The sequence below is a fragment of the Stenotrophomonas sp. YJH_SMC_138 genome (assembly GCF_059369855.1).
The window spans coordinates 90657-112034 of record NZ_JCAFTB010000008.1 but is presented as its reverse complement, the minus strand read 5'-3'; the positions used below and the strand labels follow the sequence as shown (position 1 = coordinate 112034).

Genomic DNA, 21378 nt, shown 5'->3' with positions numbered 1-21378 from the left:
GGCATCGCGCCGTGCAGGACGTCAGGAGGTTGCCGGCCAGCGGCCGGCACTACCCGTCAGTCGGGGGCCTTGGCTGGCACGAACGGCGATGTCGGGTCGCTGGCCGGGAAGGTCTCCTCCAGCGCTTCGTCCTGGTTGTCGCTGGCGCGCTGCTTGCGTTCGCGGCGCTTGAGCGGGCTTTCCTGGCCACCGCGATGGCGGTCACCGCCATCCTTGCGGTCCTGCGCTGCCTGTTCAGCCTCGCGCTTCACCGGCAGATGGTCGCTCCCGTGCTCGGCATCGAAGAACGGTGCGCCGGTGCCACGGTAGTCGGCGTTGTCGGCATCGCGTTTGCCGCGCTGCTCGCCCGGAATGGGCGGGTGGTTTGCGCGCAGCGGGTCGCGGGAGGTCTCTCGGCTCATGGTCTGGCTACCTGCGCTCGGGGTTCCCACTACACCGCGACGCAGGTAAAGCCGCCGCGAACCTGGCGTCATGAACATCTCGCTCACCCGCTGGTAACGGCACCGCGCGTATTCCTGCCCACCCGCCCCCGCTGCAGGAGCCGGCCATGCCCCGTCTTGAACGACCCGCACCGTCCGTGTTCAACGCCCTGCTCGATCCGCTCGGCCAACGTACCGCGCAGCGCCGCACGCGCCGCCATGAGGATCCGCAGGCGGTGGCCCAGGACTATCTGCAGTACATGCTCAGTGACTACGAGGAACGTCGCGGGCAAAGTCATCGCAACTGGCGTGACCTGTGCCCGGTCTATGCCTTCGCGTTGACCACCCATGCTGCCGACTGGCCGCGCGGCGACGCTGCCGATACCTGCGAGGAATTGGCCGAGCACTGGGAACAGATGCGCGGGCAGTCGCGGCTGGGCTGGTCGCAGGCGCGGCCGGTGGTGGAGGACGCCTGGCGCGCGCTGGACCATATTCCGGCGGCGGCGGTGAGGCCGTTGCTGCAGTAGTGCCGGCCGCTGGCCGGCAACCCCAGGACACTTGAGGCCGCGAGCTCTGCCGGCCGGCGGCCGGCACTACCGCACCTGCGTGGAACCCACGTGCACGGTATCGACACGGGTGGTTTACACCGCCCATCCGAAGCTGGGTGCCCTGCCCCATCAAAGGTGCGTCCATGGCCCGCCCGATCTGGACCGGTACGCTGTCCTTCGGACTGCTCAATGTGCCGGTGTCGCTGATGTCCGGCGAACGCAAGGTTGACCTGCAGTTCCGCATGCTCGACTCGCGCGATCGCAAGCCGATCCGTTTCGAAAGGGTCAATGCCGACACCGGCGAGGAAGTGCCCTGGAAGGACATCGTCAAAGCCTATGAGTACGACAAGGGCAGTTATGTCGTGCTGGAGGAAGGCGACATCCGCTCGGCGGCGCCGGAAAGCCACGAAGCGGTGGAGGTGGAATCCTTCGTGGACGCAGCGCAGATCGACCCGCGCTACTACGAGAAGCCGTACCTGCTGGTGCCCGGCAAGAAGGCCGAAAAGGGCTACGTGCTCCTGCGCGAAACGCTGCGCAGTACCGGCAAGGTAGGCATTGCCCGGGTGGTGGTGCGCACGCGCGAGTACCTGTGTGCGGTGATGCCGCATGCGGACGCGCTGGTGCTGATGATCCTGCGCTATCCGCAGGAACTGGTGGATCCCGAGGACTACAAGCTGCCTGCCGGCAAGCTGTCCGACTACCGCATCACCAGCAAGGAAACGGCGATGGCCGAGCAGTTGATCGAGTCGATGTCCGGCGATTGGGACCCATCGCACTACCACGATGAATTCCGCGAGCGCCTGCAGCAGGTGCTGAACAAGCGCATCAAGTCCAAGGGCGGCACCACGCGGGTGGAAGATGAGCCCGCACCACACGAGGATGCGACAACGAACGTTGTCGACTTCATGGCGTTGCTGCAGAAGAGCCTGGATGCGAACAAGCGCACGCCGGCGAAGAAGACCGCAACGCGCAAGGCAGCCGCAAAGTCGACGGTGAAGAAGGCCGCAAAGAAGACAACGAAGAAGGCTGCAAAGAAGGCCGCACCACGGCGCAAGGCAGGTTGAACCATGTCGCTGCACCAGTACCGGCGCAAGCGCCGGCTTGGCGGAGGCACAGGGCAGACGCCGGAGCCTGACGACACACCCGCACGCGGTGATCCGCAGCGGCGGCCAACCTTCGTCATCCAGCTGCATCATGCCAGTTCGCGTCACTATGACTTCCGCCTGGAAATGGACGGCGTACTGAAGAGCTGGGCGGTGCCCAAGGGGCCTTCCCTGCGCGTCGGTGAAAAGCGGCTGGCCGTGGAAGTGGAAGATCACCCGTTGTCCTACGCTGGCTTCGAGGGCGACATTCCCGAAGGCCACTACGGCGCGGGGCACGTGGAGGTGTTCGATCAGGGCACCTGGGCCTGCGAAGGCGATCCACTGCAGGCGCTGGCAGCTGGAAAGATCGACTTCGTACTGCATGGACAACGCCTGGCCGGTGGCTGGAAGCTGGTGCGCACGGCAATGAAGGGACGCCAGGTGCAGTGGCTGCTGATCAAGCGCGACGACGAGCAGGCGCGCGATGCCGAAGCAGACGATCTGCTGGACGCGTACGTGCCCAAGCGCGCATCCACCGTGATGAAGCGCACTGGGGGGAAGGCAGGGCGTGCTGTGCCCGCCGCACGCACGGCTACCCGCAAGGCCGATGCACGCTGGCATGCGCGCGCGCTGAAACTGGACGGCGCACGTGACACGCCCTACCCGCATGGGTTCAAACCGCAATTGACCGATCATCGCGACAGCGCGCCGGACGGCGCGCGTTGGCTGCACGAGATCAAGTGGGACGGCTATCGCCTGCTGGCCGATCTGCACGACGGCGAGGTGAAGCTCCGCTCCCGCAATGGCCTGGATTGGACCGATGACTTCCCCGAGGTCGTGCAGGCCGTGCAGGCGCTGCCGGTGCGCGATGCGCGCCTGGACGGTGAGCTGGTGGTGCTGGACAAGGAAGGGCGCAGCGATTTCGCAGCGTTGCAGCGCGTGATCGATGGAAGCTCGAAGCAACCGCTGCGCTACATCGTGTTCGATCTTCCGGGTGTGGCCAACGCGGACATCAGTCGTGCGCCATTGCTGGAACGCAAAGCGCTGCTGAAGGATCTCATCGGACCGGTGCCCGGCATCCTGGCCTTCAGCGAACATGTGATCGACCAGGGCCCGCAGGTGTTCGATGCCAGTGGCCAGGCCGGATTCGAAGGCATCGTCAGCAAGCAGGTGGATGCCCCGTACGTGAATACCCGCGCGCGCAGCTGGGTGAAGGTGAAGCACGAAGACACCGACGAGTTCGTGATTGTCGGCTACACGGCCCCCAGGGGCTCGCGGGTGGGTTTCGGATCATTGTTGCTGGCAACGCCGGACAAGGAGGGTCTGCGCTATGTGGGCCGCGTCGGTACCGGCTTCGACGACGAGAACCTGCGCGCGCTGCTCAAGGCATTGCAGCCACTGGCAGTAAAGACGCCCGTGCTGCAGCTTCCGGCGCATGTGCCGTTCCGCGCCGCCAGCGTGCGCTGGGTGAAGCCGGTGACGGTGGCGGAAGTGGCGTTCCGTGGCTGGGGCAAGGAAGGCCTGCTGCGCCAGGCCAGTTTCAAGCGGCTGCGCAGCGACAAGCAGAAGGAGGACCTGGGAATGAGCAACGCAACAGCAGTTGCTGAAGCCGGGGGTGAGGTCCAGATCACGCATCCGGAGCGGGTGGTGTTTCCCAGTCAGGGACTGGGCAAAGGCGACGTGGCCGACTATTACCGGCGCATGGCGCGCTGGATCCTGCCCGAAATTGCGGGACGGCCGCTGTCATTGCTGCGCTGCCCCGATGGGGTGGGCAAGGCCTGTTTCTTCCAGAAGCATCATGGCCCCGGCCTGGGCGACGCGGTGCACGCGGTGCCCCTGCAGCAGAAGAGCGGCCGCGAGGACTACGTCTATATCGACGACGCACGGGGCCTGCTGCAGCTGGTGCAGATGAACACGCTGGAGCTGCATCCGTGGGGTGCGACCGTAGCAGACACCGAGCATCCGGATCGACTGGTATTCGATCTCGATCCTGGCAACGGCGTCAGCTGGGCACAGGTGAAATCGGGTGCACGTGATGTGCGTGATCGTCTGCAGCAGGTGGGCCTGGAGAGCTTCGTGCGGCTGTCTGGCGGCAAGGGGCTGCATGTGGTGGTACCGCTGCAGCCCAAGGCCGGCTGGGACGAGGCGAAGGCGTTCTGCGAGGCCTTTGCGCAGGCAATGGCAAAGGAGCAACCTGATCGCTATGTGGCGACGATGAGCAAGGCCAAGCGCAGTGGCGTCATCTTCATCGACTGGTTGCGCAACACCCGAGGGGCCACCAGCGTGTGCTCGTGGTCGCTGCGCGCGCGCGATTCCGCCGGTGTGGCAGTGCCGCTGCGCTGGGAGGAACTGGCGCGTATCAGTGCTGCCGACGCCTTTCCCATGGGCAAGGCGCTGGCGAGGGCGCAACGCCTGAAGAGTGACCCATGGCAGGGCATCGCGCAGTTGAAGCAGACGCTGCCGCGCATGGACCTGTAGAGCCGAGCCCATGCTCGGCTGCATGTGTCGATGTGCATGAAAGCCGAGCATGGGCTCGGCTCTACAAAGGCGGCGTTACCCTGCGTCGCGCGAGGCGCGACGGCCGAACCACCAACCGGCCAGCAGTTGCAGCGGCAGCGATGCCAGCAGCGAAATGACGAACCAGAACGGGAAATCCGCACCGGCCGTCCACATCGCGTAGCCACAGCCCAGCGCGATCAGCGACCAGATCGAGAAGCCATGCGAACGCGGCCAGCAGGGGGCGTAATAGGTGGCAAAGGAAACGCCCGCGATGCCACCAAGAACGCTGAAGGTGAGGTCCCAGCCCAGCTGCACGCTGTTGTTGTCCGGCGACAGGCCCAGCAACGGGGGCAGCCAGCTGGCGACGCTGCTGACCAGCGCAAGCGACAGGACGCCGCCGATCAGGGCGACGATGGACAGGAACAGGGTCTTGAGCAGGCCGGGCATGCGCGCATTGTACGGCGGCCACAGAGTGCCCGCGTTGCCGGCCAGCGGCCGGCACTACCGAACCGCCTGGGGTTTGCCGGCCAGCGGCCGGCACTACCGATGGATCGGCATGGCCGCCGCGTCCGTGGGAGAGGGGGACGGAGCGACGACGGCCATGCACAGGCGGTCAGGCGGCGAAGTCGAGTACCACGCGGCCCTCAATGGTGCCCGCGTGCATGCGCGCGAACACGTCGTTGATGTTCTCCAGGCGGTCGGTGCTGACCGTGGCCGCGACCTTGCCTTCGGCGGCGAACTGCAGCGACTCCTGCAGGTCCAGCCGGGTGCCGACGATCGAGCCGCGCACGGTGATGCCGTTGAGCACCATGCCGAAGATGTCCAGCGGGAAATTACCGGGCGGCAGTCCGTTGAGCGAGACGGTGCCGCCACGGCGGACCATGCCCAGCGCCTGCTCGAACGCCTTCGGTGAGACCGCCGTGACCAGGGCGCCGTGCGCGCCGCCGATCTCCTTCCTGAGGAAGGCGGCCGGATCGGTGGTACGCGCGTTCACGGTGATCTGCGCGCCGAGCTGCCGGGCCAATGCCAGCTTGTTGTCGTCCACGTCCACCGCAGCCACGTTCAGGCCCATCGCACGGGCGTACTGCACCGCCATGTGGCCCAGGCCACCGATGCCGGAAATCGCCACCCAGTCGCCGGGCTTGGTGTCGGTGACCTTCAGGCCCTTGTAGACGGTCACGCCGGCGCACAGCACCGGTGCGATCTCGACGAAGCCCACGTCCTTCGGAAGCAGGCCGACATAGTTGGCATCGGCCAGTGCGTACTCGGCGAAGCCGCCGTTGACCGAGTAACCGGTATTGCGCTGTGTCTCGCACAGCGTTTCCCAGCCACCCAGGCAGTGTTCGCAATGGCCACACGCCGAGTACAACCAGGGGATGCCGACCCTGTCGCCTTCCTTGACGTGCCCTACCCCGCCTCCCACGGCCACGACGTGCCCCACGCCCTCGTGGCCGGGGATGAACGGCGGGTTCGGTTTCACCGGCCAGTCGCCCTCGGCGGCGTGCAGGTCGGTGTGGCAGACGCCACAGGCCTCGATCCTGACCAGTACCTCGCCCGCCCCCGGGCGTGGTACCGAGACTTCCTCGATCACCAGTGGCTTGCCGAACTCACGCACGACAGCGGCCTTCATGGTCGAATTCATGTTCGGATCTCCGTAGTGCGCTTGCCCACAGAATGACGCCGGCACGAGGCCGGCGCTTTGATCACGATCAAACCTTTGAAGATTCGCGGAGCAGGTTCAGCTGGCCAGCACGGACGCCTCGCGGGCCAGGCGTTCGATCGCCTCCCAGTCGCGGGTCTGCAGCAGTGCCGGGGTGGTCAGCCACGAACCGCCCACGCACAGCACGTTGGGCAGGTGCAGGAACTGCGGCGCGGTCTGCGCACTGATGCCACCGGTCGGGCAGAAGCGCACATCGGCGAACGGCCCGTGCCAGGCGGCCAGTAGCGCGGCGCCGCCGGCCTGTACCGCCGGGAAGAACTTGAAGGTGTCCTGGCCATGCTCCAGGCCCAGGATCAGGTCCGAGGCGGTGGCGGCACCGGGCAGGTACGGCAGGTCGGCATCACGCGCGGCCGCATACAACGCCAGCGTGGCACCGGGGGACACCGCGAATCGCGCGCCGGCCTGCTTTGCTGCCTGCATCTGCGCGGCGTCGAGTACGGTGCCGGCACCGATCACCGCGTCCGGCACGGCCTCGACCATCGCCTTGATCGCATCCAGCGCCTGCGGCGTGCGCAGCGTCACCTCGATTACCGGCAGGCCGCCGCGGAACAGTGCCTGGGCGACGTCGACCGCTTCATTCACATCTTTGGGGGTGTACACCGGGATCACCGGTGCCAGCTTCAACAGCGCGCGCAGGCGCGGATCAGCGCTGGACATGGTCTTGCTCCTTGCCCGACGGGGCATCGCGGATCGCCGCCGGGTACGGCAGCGCAGCGGCGCATGATGCCACGTGGCTCACGAAGCTGCTGGCAGCGTCGCCCCGCCCTGCCCCGGTCAGGCCGGGTCGGCCTGCAGCGCCTGGATGCGGCGCTGGTACCAGTCGCCACCGAGCGGGTCGAACACCGCCGAGCGCTCCATCTGCGACTCGTACACGTGCACAGAAATCGCCAATGCGTCGTCGCTGGCGTTGCGCAGGGTGTGGTACTCGTGCGGCGGGATCAGGCTGCCGGCACTGCCGCAGCCTCCGCGCAGCGTGGCGTGGCGGTGGAAACGCCAGCGCTCGCCGGCGCGCTCCAGCAGCTCGTAACGGGTGATCTCCAGTTCGCCCAACCACACTCCCTCCACACACCACATGGCATCGTGGTCGTGCAGCGGCGTGCCCTGCCCTGGGCCCCAGCTCATGGCGATCACGCTGTAGCCGTGTTCGCGGCTGTGGTACAGCGGACGTCGCGCGTAATGATCACTGACCGGCCGATGCACGCATTCGGGCAATTCGATGCGGCTGTCGGTTATGGCTTCCTGCAGCGCCAGCTGCAGGTCGGCGGTGATGCGCCCGGCATCACCGGCGGTCACCGCCGCGTCGACCGCAGCGATCAACCGGTCGCGGCCACGGAACGGCGGAAACGGAGAGGTCTGCAGGTCCATGCACCTGACTGTAGCGGAGCATGGTTAAGGGAATGTTGGCGTTCGCGCGCGTCGCGTCCGCATTCAGGGTGAACACGCGCAGAAGAACGGTTCAGATGCAGAGGCACTAGAGCAATCACAATGGAACCTCGCGCAGCAAAACGTGTCGAACACGACGCGATTCAGATCCGCTGCGACGTTCCGCAACTTCGCATCCGACGGGTGCAAGGCTAGAATTCTCCGACTTACCTGGTTCTATACATGTCAGTGCGAAATATGAGCGATGCCGCGTTGCCGGCATCGAAAGGCAAGGCTGCCACGATCAACGACATCGCACGACTGTCGGGAGTTTCCAAGAAAACGGTTTCAAGAATCATCAACAACTCGCCGCTGGTGCGCAAAGACACCCGCGACAAGGTCGAGGCGTTGATGCGCGAGGTCGGTTACGTGCCCGACCCGCTGGCGCGCGGACTCGCGTTCCGCCGCTCCTTCCTGATCGGCCTGGTGTATGACGACCCCGGCGCCCAATGCATTGTCGACCTGCAGCACGGCGCGCTGGAAGCGCTGCGCGGCACCGGCTATGAGCTGGTGGTGCACCCGTGCAACAGCCAGGATCCGGACTGTGCGGACGGCGTGCGCCGTTTCGTGCAGCAGCAGAAACTGCATGGCGTGATCCTCGGCCCGCGCGCCTCCGAATCGATGGCGCTGGCGCAGATGCTCGACGCGATCGACTGCCGCCACATCCGCATCAACGCGCATGCGTCGGAAGAAGACGTGCAGGCGGTGGTCACCCACGATCGCGATGGTGCGGCGGCGGCTGCGGGCTACCTGCTCTCGCTCGGCCACCGCGACATCGCGGTGATTGCCGGTCCCGGTGACCGGCGCGCTGCCCGCGAGCGGACCCACGGCTTCCTTGATCGGCTGGCCCAGGTCGGCGTGACCCTGCCGGGCGAGCGCGTGCTGGAAGCGGGCGACACCTTCGAGTCCGGCGTGCATGCCGCCGAACGCCTGCTGATGGGCGGACAACGCCCCAGTGCGATCTTCACCGGCAACGACGAAATCGCCGCGGGCGTCTACCAGGTGGCATTGCGTGCGGGCATCGCGGTGCCGCAGCAGTTGTCGATCGTCAGCTACGACGACAGCCCGCTGGCGTCGCGCCTGTGGCCGCCGCTGACGTCGGTACGCCGCCACGTCTCCGACATCGGCCGCATGGCTGCCGCGATGCTGGTGCAGACCGACGTACCGGAGGCGCCGGCTGCGGCCAGCGTGCATCCGCAACTGATGGTGCGCGGTTCCTGCCGGGCCGTGGACGGCTGAGTGTCCTGCCCTCGCCTGCGCCGTCGCGACAGAACGGTGCAGGCAACAACGAAAACGGCGCACCAGGGTGCGCCGTTTCCACTGCGGAGCGGTGTGCGTTACGCGCTTACACGTCGCCGCCGTCGGCCCAGCCTTCACCCGTGCCCTTCTGGAACACGCGGTCATCGCCCTGCACCTCGCCCGCCGGCAGATGCGCCTGGTCGGCCAGTGCCGCGTAGATCGGGGTGAAGTCCGGCGACGTCGCCTGCATCAGCTGTTCGAAGCTGTCGATGACGAAGTAGGTCTTCTGGAAGGTGTCGATGCGGTATTTGGTGCGCATGATCCGCTGCAGGTCGAAGCCGATGCGGTTGGGCGCGGTCGATTCCAGCGAGTACAGCGACTCGCCCTTCGATGACACGATGCCGGCGCCGTAGATGCGCAGGCCGTCGGGCGTATCGATCAGGCCAAACTCCACCGTGTACCAGTACAGGCGGGTCAGGTTCTGCAGTGCATCCGGGCCGATCGCGTGGGCCTTGACGCCGCCACGGCCGTACGCCTCCATGTAGTCGGCGAACACCGGGTTCATCAGCAGCGGCACGTGGCCAAACAGATCGTGGAACAGGTCCGGTTCGGCGATGTAGTCGATCTGGTCCGGGCGACGGATCCACCAGGTCACCGGGAAACGGCGGTTGGCCAGGTGGTCGAAGAAATCCAGTTCCGGCAGCAGGCCTTCAACGCCGACCAGGGTCCAGCCGGTGGCGGCGCCCAGTACTTCGTTGAGCTGGTCGAAGCGCGGAATCATGTGTGCGCTCATGCCCATCTCGTCCTGCGCGTCCAGGAACTCCTGGCAGGCGCGGCCGACCAGCAGTTCGCGCTGGCGCTGGTACAGCGTGCTCCAGGTGGCGTGGTCGTCGGCGCTGTAGGTGTCCCACGGCTGCTCGACGAGCGCGGTGGTATACACCGGCACGTAGCCCTTGTCGGTCTGCTGGTGTTCGACGCGGCGGGGCTGGGCGAGGTCCATGGGGCACTCCTTGACGGGATACCCACGATGCTAGGGCAGGGCGCGCGCAACAGGGTTGCAAAAGTTGCGTCGATTGGCCTTGTTGGCGCAATATCCTTGCGTACTCACCATGTTGCGGGGCAACAATGGCCGGAGAAGTCCAGTTCGATCGCACGGATATACGTCTACTGGCTGAAATCCAGCGGGATGGGCGCGCCACCAACGCCGAGCTGGCGACACGGGTGAACCTCTCGCCCTCGGCCTGCCTGCGCCGCCTGCAGCGGCTGGAAAGCGAGGGCGTGATCGTCGGCTATGGCGCGCGGCTGGAACCGCGCCAGCTGCGCCTGGGCCTGCAGGCCTTCGTGCGCGTGCAGCTGGAAAAGCATGACCAGGCCGCCATTGGCCACTTCGTGGACAGCGTGCAGGGCTGGGATGAAGTGGTGGCCTGCCATGCGCTGACCGGCGACATGGACTACCTGCTGCACGTCTACGTGCGCGACCTGGAGCACTTCTCGCACTTCCTGCTGGACCGGCTGCTCAACGCCGGCGGCGTGGCCGATGCCAATTCCAGCTTCGTGCTGCGCACGGTGAAGGGTTTCCAGGCGTTGCCGTTGTCGCAGCTGGAGCCCTGAGCAGCCACCAGGCGTGCCCGGTGGCCTGGCATCAATGGATCAGCACTTGTCCTTGCGGCCCATCAGCTTGCCCAGGCGCGAGGCTTCCTCGCACTTTGGTGCGGCCACCGGCGCGGGTGCCGCCGCGGCGGCGCGCGCGCGCTGCAACTGCTGGATCTTCGCGCGGATCTGCGGCATGGCCGCCATTGCGGCCTTCTCGCCTTCCAGGATCGCGGTGCCGCGCTGGCTGAAATCGGCGGCGCCGATGTCCAGTACCTTCGGACGGATGACGATGTCGGCGCGCGCCAGCTCCTGCTCGCCCAGGCGCTGGCCCATGATCGAGATGGACTGGTTGACGATGCCCAGCATGTCCGTCGGTGCCTTGCCGCTGGCCTTGCTGGAGATGTCCACGGCGATCACGAAGTCGGCGCCGAGCTGGCGCGCGGCATCCACCGGCACCGGGCTGACCACGCCGCCGTCGATGTAATTGCGGCCGCCGATCTTCACCGGCTCGAACACACCGGGGATGCTGCTCGACGCGCGCACCGCCTGGCCGACGTTGCCGCGCACGAAGATCGCGCGCTCGCCCGTTTCCAGCTGGGTGGCAACGGCGGCGAACGGTTTCTTCAGGCGCTCGGCGGGACGGTTGGCGACCTGCTCGTTGACGTAGTCCTGCAGCTTCTGGCCCTGCACCAGGCCACCGGAGAACAGGCGCACGTCGCGGATGCTGGCTTCGTCCAGCGCGACTGCCTTGCTCTGCATCTGGAAGGCGTCCATGCCGCTGGCATACAGCGCACCGACCACGCTGCCGGCGCTGGTGCCGGAGACCACGGCCGGCTCGAAGCCGTTGGCTTCCAGCATCTTGATCACGCCGATGTGCGCGAAGCCCTTGGCCGCGCCGCCACCGAGGGCGATGCCGATCCTGATCGGCTTGGCCTGCGGCACCACGGTCGGCGCCGGCGGCGGCGTGGGGCGGACCGGGTCGCCACCGCAGCCGGCCAGCAGGCCGATCAGGGCGACGGACAGCAGCATGCGGGGGCGGAACAGGCTCATCGGCAGTGCGCTCGCGGCGCTGGATTCAGGAAAGGGCGCCAGCATACCGAAGCCGTGGCGGGGCGGGCAGGGTGGGGGGAACTCCCTATTCAGCAAAAAAAACGTGAATCGCTTCTGGTGGGTGCGGACCTTGGTCCGCACAAATGCCTGGTCGCGCGCTGAAGGAATGTGCCAACCAAGGTTGGCACCTACCAAATGAGTGGGTCAGAACCGGTTGTCACCATCCAGCATCCGGCCCAGGCCGCCCAGCACCGAGCCTTCGCCGCGGCTCTGGCCGCCGCCCTGCGGTGCGGCCATCCACATGCGGCCGGCCAGGCGCGAGAACGGCAGCGACTGCAGCCAGACCTTGCCGGGGCCGGTCAGCGTGGCCAGGAACACGCCTTCGCCGCCGAACAGCATGCTCTTGATGCCGGCCACCCGGCGCACGTCCATGTCCACGCTGGAGTGGTAGGCCACCACGCAGCCGGTATCCACGTCCAGGCGCTCGCCGGCGGCCAGCTCGCGCTCGATCACGCAGCCACCGGCGTGGATGAACACCCAGCCGTCGCCTTCCAGCTTCTGCATGATGAAGCCCTCGCCGCCGAACAGGCCGGTCATGATCCTGCGCTGGAACTGCACGCCGATCTGCACGCCGCGCGCGCCGGCCAGGAAGCTGTCCTTCTGGCAGATCAGGCGGCCGCCGTGCTGGTCCAGTTTCATCGCCAGCACCGTGCCGGGGTAGGGCGCGGCGAAGGCGACCTTGCCCTTGCCATGCCCGCTCTGGGTGTAGACGGTGGCGAACAGGCTCTCGCCGGTCAGCACACGGCGGCCGGCGGCCATCACCTTGCCCATGAAGCCGCCCTGGTCACCGTTGGCAGCGCCAAACACCGTGTCCATCTGTACCGTGGCGTCCTTGAACATCAAGGCGCCGGCCTCGGCAATGGCGCTCTCGCCGGGGTCGAGCTCGAGCTCCACGAACTGCATTTCATGGCCGACGATGCGGAACTCGATGTCGTCGGCGCGGCCGCTGGCGCCGGCGGCGACCGGGACCGGCGGCGGTGTGTTGGGCATGCCCGGGGCCGGAGCCTGCAGCTCGGCCACCTCGGCGATCGGCGTCCACCCGCTCATGCCCTGGCACCATGCCAGGGCGCGTGGATTGGCCTGCGCGTAGCGGCGTGCGGCCCCGTCATCAAGCGGGCCGATGCGCTCGGCCTGGGCGGAGGCATGGAAGTACCACTGGGTCATGGCGGCGGGTCCGTCGCGTGGAAACCCCGAGTCTAGCGAGCGCCCGGGGGTGCCGGCGACGGGGCCATGAACGGCGGGCATTTGCGGCGTAGGTGCTGTATTGCAACAATTATCTGGTAGCGCCGTTTTACCACCCCTCCAAACACAGCCTACCGCCATGTCCCCGACCCGCACTTCCCGTGGCCGATTTCCGGTCGCGCGCCCCCTCGTTGCCGCTCTTTCCGCCCTGCTGCCGCTGGTAGCAGCCGCCCAGGAAACCCCCGCTGCCAAGGATCCGGTTGCCCTCGACGCCCTGCAGGTGACCGCGCAGCGCCGTGTCGAGAACGCCAAGGACGTGCCGGTCGCGCTCTCCGCGATCCAGGGCGAGAAGCTGGATGTGCTCGGTTCGGCCGGCGATGACATCCGTTTCCTGGCCGCACGCGTGCCCAGCCTCAACATCGAGTCGTCCTACGGCCGTGCCTTCCCGCGCTTCTACATCCGCGGCCTGGGCAACACCGACTTCGACCTCAATGCGTCGCAGCCGGTGTCGCTGGTGTACGACGACGTGGTGCAGGAAAGCCCGCTGCTGAAGGGCTTCCCGCTGTTCGACCTGGCCAACGTGGAAGTGCTGCGTGGTCCGCAGGGCACGCTGTTCGGCCGCAACACCCCGGCCGGCGTGGTCAAGTTCGATTCGGCGCGTCCGTCGCAGGATGCCGATGGCTACATCCGCGTCGGCTACGGCAGCTACAACAGCTGGAACGTACAGGGCGCCTACGGCGGCCCGCTGACCGATCGCTGGTCGGCACGCGTCTCGGCGATCTACCAGCGCCGCGATGACTGGGTCGACAACACCCGCGTCGGCGCTCCCAACAGTGGCTTCGAAGGCTATGACGAAGCCGCCGGCCGCGTGCAGTTCCTGTACGAAGGCGATGACTTCGAAGCGCTGTTCAACCTGCACAAGCGCAAGCTCAATGGCACCGCCCGCCTGTTCCGCGCCAACATCATCGAGAAGGGTGGCAACTCGCTGGTCGAGAACTTCGACCGCGACAAGGTGGCCAACGACGGCGTCAACTTCTCCGACCTGAAGACCTGGGGTGGCAGCGCGCGCCTGCAGTGGAACCTCGGCTCGGTGACGCTGCACTCGATCACCGGCTACGAAACCGCCGAATCGCTCAACCGCGGTGACATCGACGGTGGCTACGGCGCGGCGTTCCTTGGCGCCGGCAACTACGGCCCCGGCCTGATTCCGTTCTCGTCGGAGTCGGCTGACGGCCTGCCGCATCACCGCCAGTGGACGCAGGAAGTCCGCATCGAGTCCAACGAGTGGGGCCGCTTCGACTGGCAGGCCGGCGTCTTCTACTTCGATGAAGACGTGACCATCAACAACTTCAACTACGACTCGCTGGCCCCGGGCAATCCGCAGACCGGCCACGTGGTGCAGAACCAGCGCAACAAGGCCTGGGCGGTGTTCGCCTCGGGTGACTTCGATGTCACCGACCGCTTCAAGCTGCGTGCCGGCGTGCGCTACACCCAGGACAAGAAGGACTTCAGCGCCAGCGTGCTGCAGGCCGTTCCGTTCGGCACCCCGGTCAGTGGCCCGTACCTGGCCAACACCGACGTCAACGACGTCAGCTGGGACCTCAGCGGCGTCTACAAGCTGACCGACGACATCAACGCCTATGCCCGCGTGGCCAAGGGCTTCCGCGCGCCGTCGATCCAGGGCCGCCTGGCCTTCGCGCCAGGCCTGTCGCAGGCCGATTCGGAGAAGGTGATCTCGTACGAGGCCGGCATCAAGGCCGACCTGTTCGAGCGCCGCGCGCGCCTGGGCCTGAGCGTGTTCCGCTACAACGTCGATGGCCAGCAGCTGATCGCGGTGGGCGGCAGCAACAACACCGCCACCCTGCTCAACGCCGACAAGACCATCGGCCAGGGCGTCGAGCTGGACCTGGAGGCCTACCTGGCCGACAACGTCCTGCTGACCTTCGGCAGCAGCTACAACGACACCGAGATCAAGGACAAGAACCTGGCGGTGGCGATCTGCGGCGGTGGCTGCACCATCACCGACCCGACCACGGTGATCAACGGCCAGACCTATGCGCTGGTGAACGGCAACCCGCTGCCGCAGGCGCCGAAGTGGATCCACAACGCGACCCTGCGCGTGGGCTTCCCGCTCAGCGATGGCAGCGAGCTGTACGCCTACACCGACTGGGCCTACCGCAGTGCGGTGAACTTCTTCATCTACGAGTCGCCGGAATTCCGCGGCCGTAGTTCGCTGGAAGGCGGCCTGCGCCTGGGCTACAACTGGGATTACGGCCAGTACGACGTGGCGGTGTTCGGTCGCAACCTGACCAACCAGACCCGCGTGGTCGGCGCGATCGACTTCAACAACCTGACCGGCTTCCTCAACGAGCCGCGTACCTGGGGCGTGGAGTTCACCGCGAAGTTCTGATGCGGTGGCTGCGTTGATGCAATGCAGAAGGGCCGGCGCAATGCCGGCCCTTCTGGTTTCCTGCTTCGTGTAGAGCCGAGCCTGCGCTCGGCTGCTCTGAGCCGAGCATGGCTCGGCTCTACAGAGGCGTGGCCTACAGCGCGCTCTGCGGGCGCACCTTCAGCACCGCATTCTCGGTGGCGCAGTCGCGGCTGGAGTGCCGACCGGCCTTGCGCGCCGCCTCGATCTCCTTGCGTGCGGCCAGCAGGTCCTTGTTGAAGGCAGCGTTGTCATGCAGGCGGGCCACGGCGGCCGCGCCCATGAAGCGGCCTTCGAGGATGTCGCTCTGCCAGTGCACGTTGCACACCAGGCGGCTCTCGCCGTAGTTGCGGCCGCGGGCCTGGATGGCATCGGCGCGGTCCGGCGCGATCTCCGACAGGATCAGGGCCCAGGCCCAGCCGATCGAGGTGTGGCCGGACGGATAGGAACCGTTCTTGCGCAGGCCGTCCTCGTCCTTCGGCGAGCAGGTCGGCTCACCGTTGACCATGAACGGGCGCGGGCGCTGGTAGTGGTTCTTGGCCGCCTTGGTGGCGGCGCTGGCGTCGATCCGGCTGCGCTCCAGCAGTCGGTACAGCGCCGGGGTCTTCACTGCATCGACGTCGATGTCGGCGGCGCAGGAGAAGTGGTTGGCGCCTTCGGGGAAGCCGAGTTCCGCATCGACGCCGGCCTGGGCGAAGCGCGGGCTGCCACGCAGCGCGCGGGCTTCACGGCTGACCTGTTCGTCCAGGGCGAGGGCGGCCGAACCGGCCGCCGGTGGTGCCGGCACCAGGTCCAGGCTGGCCGGAACCGCGCTCGTGTCCAGATAGCCCACCGCCTTGGTGGTGATGTTGGCTTCGACGGCGGTCGGCTTGCTGGCGGTGGCTGCGCAGCCAGCCAGGACCGCGACAACGGTGAGACCGAGCAGTGGGCGGGCGGTGTGGGAAATCAGCGACATGGACGGCTCCAGAGGAAAAACATCGCGTCATGATCGCAGCCCGTATGCGACACCGCAGTGGCCATCGGTCATACGGCCAGACCCGGCATGGTCATCGGGGCAGTATGAAAAACGTCATCGAGTGTCGTCAGTCTCCTGAATCCGGGCGCAGCGCACGGACTTTCACGCGCCTGCGCCGCGAGCATCGACACAACGGGGTCGAGAGGCCGTCCAGTTCCAGCCGGGTCGGGGGGATCCACTGACAGAGGGAGAGAAGCGATGCGCAGCACCGCAACAGGAAGTACCGTCCTGGCCCTGCTCCTCGGGCTGGCAACCGCCCCGGCGCAGGCCGCCGACGTGGTCGGCGTGGCCTTCGTGCATGGCACCGGCGCGCAGACCAATGCCACCCAGGACTACTGGCAGCCGGCGATCATCGACACCGTGCGCCAGGGCCTGCCGAACAGCAGCAACTACGTCGTCATCAACTGTGACTTCACCCAGTACATGTGGAAACCGGAAGCGGCCGGTTGCCTGGCCAACCAGCTGACCGGCTTCATCGACAGCCGTGGCATCACCCAGCTGGTGGTGATCACCCACTCCAACGGCGGCAATGTGATGCGCTGGATCCTGTCCAACCCGACCTACGACAGCCGCTATCCGAAGATCATCCGCACGGTGCGCAAGGTCAATGCACTGGCTCCGTCCTCGGCGGGCACGCCGCTGGCCGATGCGGTGCTCAACGGCAATACCTTCGAAACGTCGCTGGGCTGGCTGCTGGGCTACAAGAACGACGCGGTACGCCAGCAGCAGGTGGCGAGCATGGCCACCTACAACGCGCAGAACCTGTACGGCACGGCCGGTCGCCCGGCGCTGCCCAAACCGTTCCGTGCGGTGGTCGGCAGCGATGTGGAATCGGCGGTGTGGGACAGCAACAGCTACTGCGGTGGCTACGCCGCCAATGTCGGCCTGGAGTTCACCCAGAACTGGCTGTCGTCCTGCTCCGATGGCTTCCTGGAGTGCAGCAGCCAGAAGGCTGCCGGCACCACCTGGTTCACCGACAAGGCACGCACCCAGGGCGCCGAACCACTCAGCCACAACCAGAGCCGGCGCGAGTGCTTCGGCCTCGGCACCCTGCTGCGCAACGACCTGAACCAGTGAGGGAGATGACCATGACGAACCATTCCACCCTGCTGGCCAGTGCTTTGCTGGCCGTGCTGTCCCTTTCCGCAGCGCAGGCCGCGCAGCCGCTGCAGGCCGCCCGCGCGGGCGATCAGGTGCCTGCCGCACTGGTGGCCGCGCCGCTGCCCGCCGATGAAAGCGAGCACGCGCCGCTGTCCTTTGCCTGGGCGCTGGACCCGGCACAACCGCTGCAGGCGGCCACGCCGTATGCCTCGGTCAGCCGCAGCTACTGGCAGCAGGTCGATGGCACGCAGCTGCAACGCGGCCTGGACCTGCCGCTGACGGCGCCCGATGCGGTGATCCAGCTGAGCCCGGCCGCAGGTGCCCGCGCGCTGCCGGCCAACACCCTGCAGGTGCGCGACCCGGCCGGCCGCAGCAGCGTGGCCCGCAGTGTCGATGCGCGCGCGCTGCAGGATGCCGGCATGCCGGTGAGTGATGGCAGCAGCATGCTGCGCACCGGCGCGACCAGTTCGGCCGGTGCGTACACGCTGCAGAGCACGCAGGCGCAGGGCCGCTATGTGGTGCAGGTGCTTGAGCCGAACAGCCCGCTGCGGCTGGAAGTGCAGGCCAACCAGGCGCAGGTGCTGGCTGGTGGCAACGTGCAGCTGCAGGCACGCCTGCTGGAAGACGGCGCCACCACCGCGCAGCTGGCATCGCGCCGTGGCGGCCTGGGCGGTGAAGCCCTGCTGGTCGCACCGGATGGCCGCAGCTGGCCGCAGCGCCTGCTGCGCACCACCGACGGCAGCCTGCGCGCGCAGGTGCGCATCCCCGCCGATCTCGGCAGCGTGCAGGGGCTGTGGGAACTGCAGGTGTTCGCCCAGGCCGATGGCGTGCTGCGCGACGGCAAGGTGGCTTTCGCGGTGGCACGGCCGACCGCGCGCTTCAGTGGCCAGGCGGCACCGGACCCGTCCAGCCGCCAGGTGGCACTGCCGCTGCAGGTGGCCGCCGCTGGCCGCTACGAAGCACGCGGCACGCTGTACGCCACGGCCCGCGATGGCCAGTTGAAGCCGGTCGCGCAGGCACATGCGGCGGCGTGGTTCGATGGCCCCGGTGCAGGCCAGCTGGTGCTGCCGTTCGACCAGGCCGCATTGCCGGCCGGTTTCGGTGCGCCGTACGAACTGCGCGACCTGCAGCTGCAGGACCAGAGCCGGATGGCACCGATCGAGTCGCGCGCGCTGGCGTTGCGGTTCTGAGCACGGCGGTGGCGGGCCGGGATATCCGGCCCGCTGCATTGCATCCTGTAGAGCCGAGCCGATGCCCGGCTGCTGTTTGTCGTGATCAGGAGCAGCCGAGCATCGGCTCGGCTCTACAGTGGCATGTCGATCACCCCGCGTACGCGGTCAGCCGGCCTTCCTGCTCGCATACGGTGATCGCGCCGCCGAACACCGCCGACAGCGGTTCGTTGCGCAGCAGCTCGGCGCGGGTGCCGTCGGCCAGTACGCGACCATCGCGCAGCAGCACCACGCGCTCGATCTCGGGAATGATCTCTTCGATGTGGTGGGTCACCAGCACCAGGGTGATGCCCTGCTGCGCCAGCACCCGCATGGTCGCCACCAGCTGCTCGCGGGCGACCAGGTCCAGCCCGGTGGAGGGTTCGTCCAGCAGCAGTGCCTGCGGTCGATTGACCAGCGCGCGGGCGATCAGCACGCGGCGGGTCTCGCCGGCCGACAGCTCGGCATAGGCGCGCTCGCGCAGCGTCAGGGCACCGGTCATCGTCAGCGTTTCGCCGACGCGTGCACGCATGTCGGCGGTCACCTCGCGGAAGGCCGGCACCACGTAGCTGGCGAAGAAGCCGGACAGCACCGCCTGTTCCACGGTCAGGCCGGGCATGTCGGCCAGGTTGCTGCTGAGGTCGCCGGTGACGATGCCCAGCTGCGAGCGCAGCCGGTCCACCTGCCAGCGGTTCTGGCCCAGCACCTTCACCGCCACCGTGCCGTCGCCCTGCGCCAGTGGATACAGTTCGCGGGTGATCAGCTTGATGAAGGTGGATTTGCCGCAGCCGTTGGGGCCGAGCAGGGCGGTGTGCTGGCCCTGCGCGATGCGCAGGCTGAGCCCGTGCAGCACCTTCACCTGGCCGCGCACCACGGTGGCGCGGTCCAGTTCGATCAAGGGGGGCAGCTCCGCGACGGGCGGGGCGGCGGTCATGGCGCTGGCGCGTGGATCAAGGCTCGACAACTCAGGTCCCCAACTGTGAACGGTGCCACGGATGGCGATGCGATACATCGCCGCAGGGATGCAGTTTGCAACGCAAGCGGCCATCATGTCTGCCATCCCCGCGTCGATCCGGAGAGCCGTCATGCCTGATGCCCTGATGTCCCTGTTGACCGGTGGTGTGCTCGGCCTGGGGTGGTGGGCCATGCTGGCAGTGCTGCTGGTCTTCACCCAGATCACCATCTTCTCGGTGACCCTGTACCTGCACCGCAGCCAGGCCCATCGCGGGGTCGATTTCCACCCGGCGCTTGCCCACGTGTTCCGTTTCTGGCTGTGGCTGACCACCTCGATGATCACCCGCGAGTGGGTGGCCATCCATCGCAAGCACCACGCCAAGGTGGAGACCGAGGACGACCCGCACAGCCCGGTCACCCGCGGCATCGGCAGGGTGTTCTGGCACGGCGTGGAGCTGTACCGGGAGGCACGCGGCATGCGCGCGGACATCGAACAGTACGGGCGCGGTACCCCGGACGATGCGATCGAGCGCCACCTGTATACCCCGCACCCCACGCTGGGCCCGGTGCTGCTGCTGGTGATCAACAGCGTGCTGTTCGGCCTGCCCGGCGTGGCCCTGTGGGCGATCCAGATGGCATGGATCCCGTTCTGGGCGGCCGGCGTGGTCAACGGCCTGGGCCACTGGTGGGGCTACCGCAACTACGAGTCTGCCGATACCTCCACCAATCTCACGCCGTGGGGGTTCTGGATCGGTGGCGAGGAGCTGCACAACAACCACCATGCCTTCCCCAGCTCGGCGCGCTTCGCGATGCGGCGCTGGGAATTCGACATCGGCTGGAGTGCGATCCGCCTGCTGCAGGCGCTGCGCCTGGCCAAGGTGCTGCGGGTGGCACCGGCCATGGACGTGCGTCCGAACATCGCCGTGCCCGATGCCGAGACCCTTAAGGCGCTGCTGTCGCATCGCTTCCAGGCGATGACCGACTACCAGCGCAATGTGTTCATGCCGGCCCTGCGCGAGGAAGCCGCCCAAGCCGGAGCCAAGCTGCGCCGCCTGCTGCCGCGCCGGCTGCGCCGTGGACTGGTCAACGATGGTCGCTGGCTGAAGCCGGACAGCCGTGCCCAGCTCAGCGCATGGGTGGCACAGCGCCCGCGCATCCGCACCCTGGTCGAGTACCGCGCGCGGCTGGCGGCGTTGCTGGAAGCCCGAGGCCACGACGCCGCCGAGCGCCTGCACCAGTTGCAGGCGTGGTGCCGCGAGGCCGAGGAAAGCGGTATCGCGGCGTTGCAGGCCTACGCCGCACGCTTGAAGGGCTACAGCCTGGTGGGCGCATGAGGGCAGGGTACGGGCTTCTGCTGGCGGCACTGCTGCCGGGCGCGGCGCTGGCCCAGGTCAACGACACCGCCAGCTATCTGCAGCGGATGGACAGCGATGGCGACGGCAGGGTCAGCGAGGCCGAGTACGTGCAGTGGATGCTGTATGCCTTCGACCGCATGGACCGCAACGGTGATGGTGTGCTGACGGCCGAGGAGCTGCCCGGTGGCAAGGGCAGGGCGATCAGCCGCGAGCAGCAGCGGCAGGTGATCGTGCAGCGCTTCCACAAGCAGGATGCCAACGGTGATGGTTTCCTGGATGCGCGCGAACTGGCGGCGCCTCCGCGCTAAAGATTCCCGGCGTGCTGCCGATGGTGGGTTCGACGCGATCCCGGGTACCGGTCGATCCGCACGGGTAAGGCGATCTGGCATGTCGACCGCGATGGATCGCGGTAGGGGGAAGGACATGGAAGGGAGTGCGGTGCCATTGCGATGATCGATGCCGAACGGAATCGCCTGCACTGGCCCGACACGACCCAAGGATCC

At 67.4% G+C, this 21378-nt stretch carries 20 protein-coding genes; 10 read left to right on the top strand and 10 right to left on the bottom strand.

All coding sequences use genetic code 11. The features are described 5' to 3' along the window. Nucleotides 1-56: 56 nt before the first annotated feature. Nucleotides 57-401 (bottom strand): hypothetical protein, encoded by a 345-nt coding sequence (locus tag AC5P7I_RS16535; protein ID WP_142235492.1) that lies wholly within the window; start codon nt 399-401, stop codon nt 57-59. 146 nt (nt 402-547) lie between these two features. Between AC5P7I_RS16535 and AC5P7I_RS16530 the strand changes: the two genes are divergently transcribed. The 3 genes from AC5P7I_RS16530 to ligD all read left to right on the top strand — a co-directional run bounded on the left by AC5P7I_RS16530 (nt 548) and on the right by ligD (nt 4527). Beyond that, nucleotides 548-946, top strand: a complete 399-nt coding sequence (locus AC5P7I_RS16530; protein WP_014035432.1) for a hypothetical protein — start codon at nt 548-550, stop codon at nt 944-946. Nucleotides 947-1110: 164 nt separating this feature from the next. Continuing rightward, complete coding sequence (ku, locus tag AC5P7I_RS16525) at nt 1111-2031, top strand: non-homologous end joining protein Ku (protein ID WP_049408879.1); 921 nt, start codon at nt 1111-1113, stop codon at nt 2029-2031. Between the two features lie 3 nt (nt 2032-2034). Next, the gene (gene ligD, locus AC5P7I_RS16520) at nt 2035-4527 is read left to right on the top strand and encodes a DNA ligase D (protein ID WP_262087902.1); all 2493 of its coding nucleotides are present in this window, start codon (nt 2035-2037) and stop codon (nt 4525-4527) included. Between the two features lie 75 nt (nt 4528-4602). Here the strand turns inward: ligD and AC5P7I_RS16515 are convergent, their stop codons facing one another. The 4 genes from AC5P7I_RS16515 to AC5P7I_RS16500 all read right to left on the bottom strand — a co-directional run bounded on the left by AC5P7I_RS16515 (nt 4603) and on the right by AC5P7I_RS16500 (nt 7633). Next, nucleotides 4603-4995, bottom strand: a complete 393-nt coding sequence (locus tag AC5P7I_RS16515) for a hypothetical protein (protein WP_014645422.1) — start codon at nt 4993-4995, stop codon at nt 4603-4605. A 166-nt stretch (nt 4996-5161) separates the two neighbouring features. Further along, on the bottom strand, nt 5162-6190 hold the full coding sequence (gene adhP / locus AC5P7I_RS16510) for an alcohol dehydrogenase AdhP (protein WP_014645423.1): 1029 nt from the start codon (nt 6188-6190) through the stop codon (nt 5162-5164). A gap of 96 nt (nt 6191-6286) precedes the next feature. Beyond that, nucleotides 6287-6925 (bottom strand): bifunctional 4-hydroxy-2-oxoglutarate aldolase/2-dehydro-3-deoxy-phosphogluconate aldolase, encoded by a 639-nt coding sequence (gene eda, locus AC5P7I_RS16505; protein ID WP_262087903.1) that lies wholly within the window; start codon nt 6923-6925, stop codon nt 6287-6289. 117 nt (nt 6926-7042) lie between these two features. After that, nucleotides 7043-7633, bottom strand: a complete 591-nt coding sequence (locus AC5P7I_RS16500) for a cysteine dioxygenase family protein (protein WP_014645425.1) — start codon at nt 7631-7633, stop codon at nt 7043-7045. A 240-nt stretch (nt 7634-7873) separates the two neighbouring features. Between AC5P7I_RS16500 and AC5P7I_RS16495 the strand changes: the two genes are divergently transcribed. Beyond that, the gene (locus AC5P7I_RS16495; protein ID WP_041862907.1) at nt 7874-8929 is read left to right on the top strand and encodes a LacI family DNA-binding transcriptional regulator; all 1056 of its coding nucleotides are present in this window, start codon (nt 7874-7876) and stop codon (nt 8927-8929) included. A gap of 106 nt (nt 8930-9035) precedes the next feature. On the opposite strand, the gene phhA is transcribed toward AC5P7I_RS16495, so the two are convergent. Continuing rightward, a complete protein-coding gene (phhA, locus tag AC5P7I_RS16490; protein WP_164077263.1) occupies nt 9036-9929 on the bottom strand; it encodes a phenylalanine 4-monooxygenase in 894 nt (297 codons plus the stop codon). 125 nt (nt 9930-10054) lie between these two features. On the opposite strand from phhA, the gene AC5P7I_RS16485 reads away from it, so the two are divergent. Further along, entirely contained in the window at nt 10055-10540 is a 486-nt protein-coding gene (locus AC5P7I_RS16485; RefSeq protein ID WP_049446786.1) for an Lrp/AsnC family transcriptional regulator, read from the top strand. 39 nt (nt 10541-10579) lie between these two features. Here the strand turns inward: AC5P7I_RS16485 and AC5P7I_RS16480 are convergent, their stop codons facing one another. Both AC5P7I_RS16480 and AC5P7I_RS16475 read right to left on the bottom strand, forming a co-directional pair. Next, nucleotides 10580-11572, bottom strand: coding sequence for a patatin-like phospholipase family protein (locus AC5P7I_RS16480; RefSeq protein ID WP_032958418.1), 993 nt, complete (start codon nt 11570-11572; stop codon nt 10580-10582). A gap of 204 nt (nt 11573-11776) precedes the next feature. Then, nucleotides 11777-12796 (bottom strand): TIGR00266 family protein, encoded by a 1020-nt coding sequence (locus AC5P7I_RS16475; protein ID WP_164077262.1) that lies wholly within the window; start codon nt 12794-12796, stop codon nt 11777-11779. Between the two features lie 157 nt (nt 12797-12953). Here AC5P7I_RS16475 and AC5P7I_RS16470 point away from each other — a divergent pair, with 157 nt between their 5' ends. Continuing rightward, nucleotides 12954-15224, top strand: a complete 2271-nt coding sequence (locus AC5P7I_RS16470) for a TonB-dependent receptor (RefSeq protein ID WP_049408885.1) — start codon at nt 12954-12956, stop codon at nt 15222-15224. 133 nt (nt 15225-15357) lie between these two features. Here the strand turns inward: AC5P7I_RS16470 and AC5P7I_RS16465 are convergent, their stop codons facing one another. After that, nucleotides 15358-16197, bottom strand: a complete 840-nt coding sequence (locus AC5P7I_RS16465) for an acid phosphatase (RefSeq protein WP_049408886.1) — start codon at nt 16195-16197, stop codon at nt 15358-15360. Between the two features lie 258 nt (nt 16198-16455). Here AC5P7I_RS16465 and AC5P7I_RS16460 point away from each other — a divergent pair, with 258 nt between their 5' ends. Then, nucleotides 16456-17334: a hypothetical protein gene (locus AC5P7I_RS16460; protein WP_032962353.1), complete on the top strand. Its 879-nt coding sequence runs from the start codon at nt 16456-16458 to the stop codon at nt 17332-17334. An 11-nt stretch (nt 17335-17345) separates the two neighbouring features. Further along, on the top strand, nt 17346-18548 hold the full coding sequence (locus AC5P7I_RS16455; protein ID WP_046427650.1) for a DUF4785 domain-containing protein: 1203 nt from the start codon (nt 17346-17348) through the stop codon (nt 18546-18548). Nucleotides 18549-18678: 130 nt separating this feature from the next. On the opposite strand, the gene AC5P7I_RS16450 is transcribed toward AC5P7I_RS16455, so the two are convergent. Continuing rightward, nucleotides 18679-19500, bottom strand: coding sequence for an ABC transporter ATP-binding protein (locus AC5P7I_RS16450; RefSeq protein ID WP_164077261.1), 822 nt, complete (start codon nt 19498-19500; stop codon nt 18679-18681). A 151-nt stretch (nt 19501-19651) separates the two neighbouring features. On the opposite strand from AC5P7I_RS16450, the gene AC5P7I_RS16445 reads away from it, so the two are divergent. Together AC5P7I_RS16445 and AC5P7I_RS16440 are read left to right on the top strand one after the other, a co-directional pair. Continuing rightward, nucleotides 19652-20854 (top strand): DesA family fatty acid desaturase, encoded by a 1203-nt coding sequence (locus AC5P7I_RS16445; protein WP_164077260.1) that lies wholly within the window; start codon nt 19652-19654, stop codon nt 20852-20854. Beyond that, entirely contained in the window at nt 20851-21183 is a 333-nt protein-coding gene (locus tag AC5P7I_RS16440) for an EF-hand domain-containing protein (RefSeq protein ID WP_164077259.1), read from the top strand. The genes AC5P7I_RS16445 and AC5P7I_RS16440 overlap by 4 nt, the downstream gene beginning before the upstream one ends. The last annotated feature ends 195 nt before the right edge of the window (nt 21184-21378 follow it).

Bases quoted from the DNA above. Each gene is read 5' to 3' on its own strand.
- AC5P7I_RS16535 (WP_142235492.1), bottom strand. From the start codon at position 401: ATGAGCCGAGAGACCTCCCGCGACCCGCTGCGCGCAAACCACCCGCCC.
- AC5P7I_RS16530 (WP_014035432.1), top strand. From the start codon at position 548: ATGCCCCGTCTTGAACGACCCGCACCGTCCGTGTTCAACGCCCTGCTC.
- ku (WP_049408879.1), top strand. From the start codon at position 1,111: ATGGCCCGCCCGATCTGGACCGGTACGCTGTCCTTCGGACTGCTCAAT.
- ligD (WP_262087902.1), top strand. From the start codon at position 2,035: ATGTCGCTGCACCAGTACCGGCGCAAGCGCCGGCTTGGCGGAGGCACA.
- AC5P7I_RS16515 (WP_014645422.1), bottom strand. From the start codon at position 4,995: ATGCCCGGCCTGCTCAAGACCCTGTTCCTGTCCATCGTCGCCCTGATC.
- adhP (WP_014645423.1), bottom strand. From the start codon at position 6,190: ATGAATTCGACCATGAAGGCCGCTGTCGTGCGTGAGTTCGGCAAGCCA.
- eda (WP_262087903.1), bottom strand. From the start codon at position 6,925: ATGTCCAGCGCTGATCCGCGCCTGCGCGCGCTGTTGAAGCTGGCACCG.
- AC5P7I_RS16500 (WP_014645425.1), bottom strand. From the start codon at position 7,633: ATGGACCTGCAGACCTCTCCGTTTCCGCCGTTCCGTGGCCGCGACCGG.
- AC5P7I_RS16495 (WP_041862907.1), top strand. From the start codon at position 7,874: ATGTCAGTGCGAAATATGAGCGATGCCGCGTTGCCGGCATCGAAAGGC.
- phhA (WP_164077263.1), bottom strand. From the start codon at position 9,929: ATGGACCTCGCCCAGCCCCGCCGCGTCGAACACCAGCAGACCGACAAG.
- AC5P7I_RS16485 (WP_049446786.1), top strand. From the start codon at position 10,055: ATGGCCGGAGAAGTCCAGTTCGATCGCACGGATATACGTCTACTGGCT.
- AC5P7I_RS16480 (WP_032958418.1), bottom strand. From the start codon at position 11,572: ATGAGCCTGTTCCGCCCCCGCATGCTGCTGTCCGTCGCCCTGATCGGC.
- AC5P7I_RS16475 (WP_164077262.1), bottom strand. From the start codon at position 12,796: ATGACCCAGTGGTACTTCCATGCCTCCGCCCAGGCCGAGCGCATCGGC.
- AC5P7I_RS16470 (WP_049408885.1), top strand. From the start codon at position 12,954: ATGTCCCCGACCCGCACTTCCCGTGGCCGATTTCCGGTCGCGCGCCCC.
- AC5P7I_RS16465 (WP_049408886.1), bottom strand. From the start codon at position 16,197: ATGTCGCTGATTTCCCACACCGCCCGCCCACTGCTCGGTCTCACCGTT.
- AC5P7I_RS16460 (WP_032962353.1), top strand. From the start codon at position 16,456: ATGCGCAGCACCGCAACAGGAAGTACCGTCCTGGCCCTGCTCCTCGGG.
- AC5P7I_RS16455 (WP_046427650.1), top strand. From the start codon at position 17,346: ATGACGAACCATTCCACCCTGCTGGCCAGTGCTTTGCTGGCCGTGCTG.
- AC5P7I_RS16450 (WP_164077261.1), bottom strand. From the start codon at position 19,500: ATGACCGCCGCCCCGCCCGTCGCGGAGCTGCCCCCCTTGATCGAACTG.
- AC5P7I_RS16445 (WP_164077260.1), top strand. From the start codon at position 19,652: ATGCCTGATGCCCTGATGTCCCTGTTGACCGGTGGTGTGCTCGGCCTG.
- AC5P7I_RS16440 (WP_164077259.1), top strand. From the start codon at position 20,851: ATGAGGGCAGGGTACGGGCTTCTGCTGGCGGCACTGCTGCCGGGCGCG.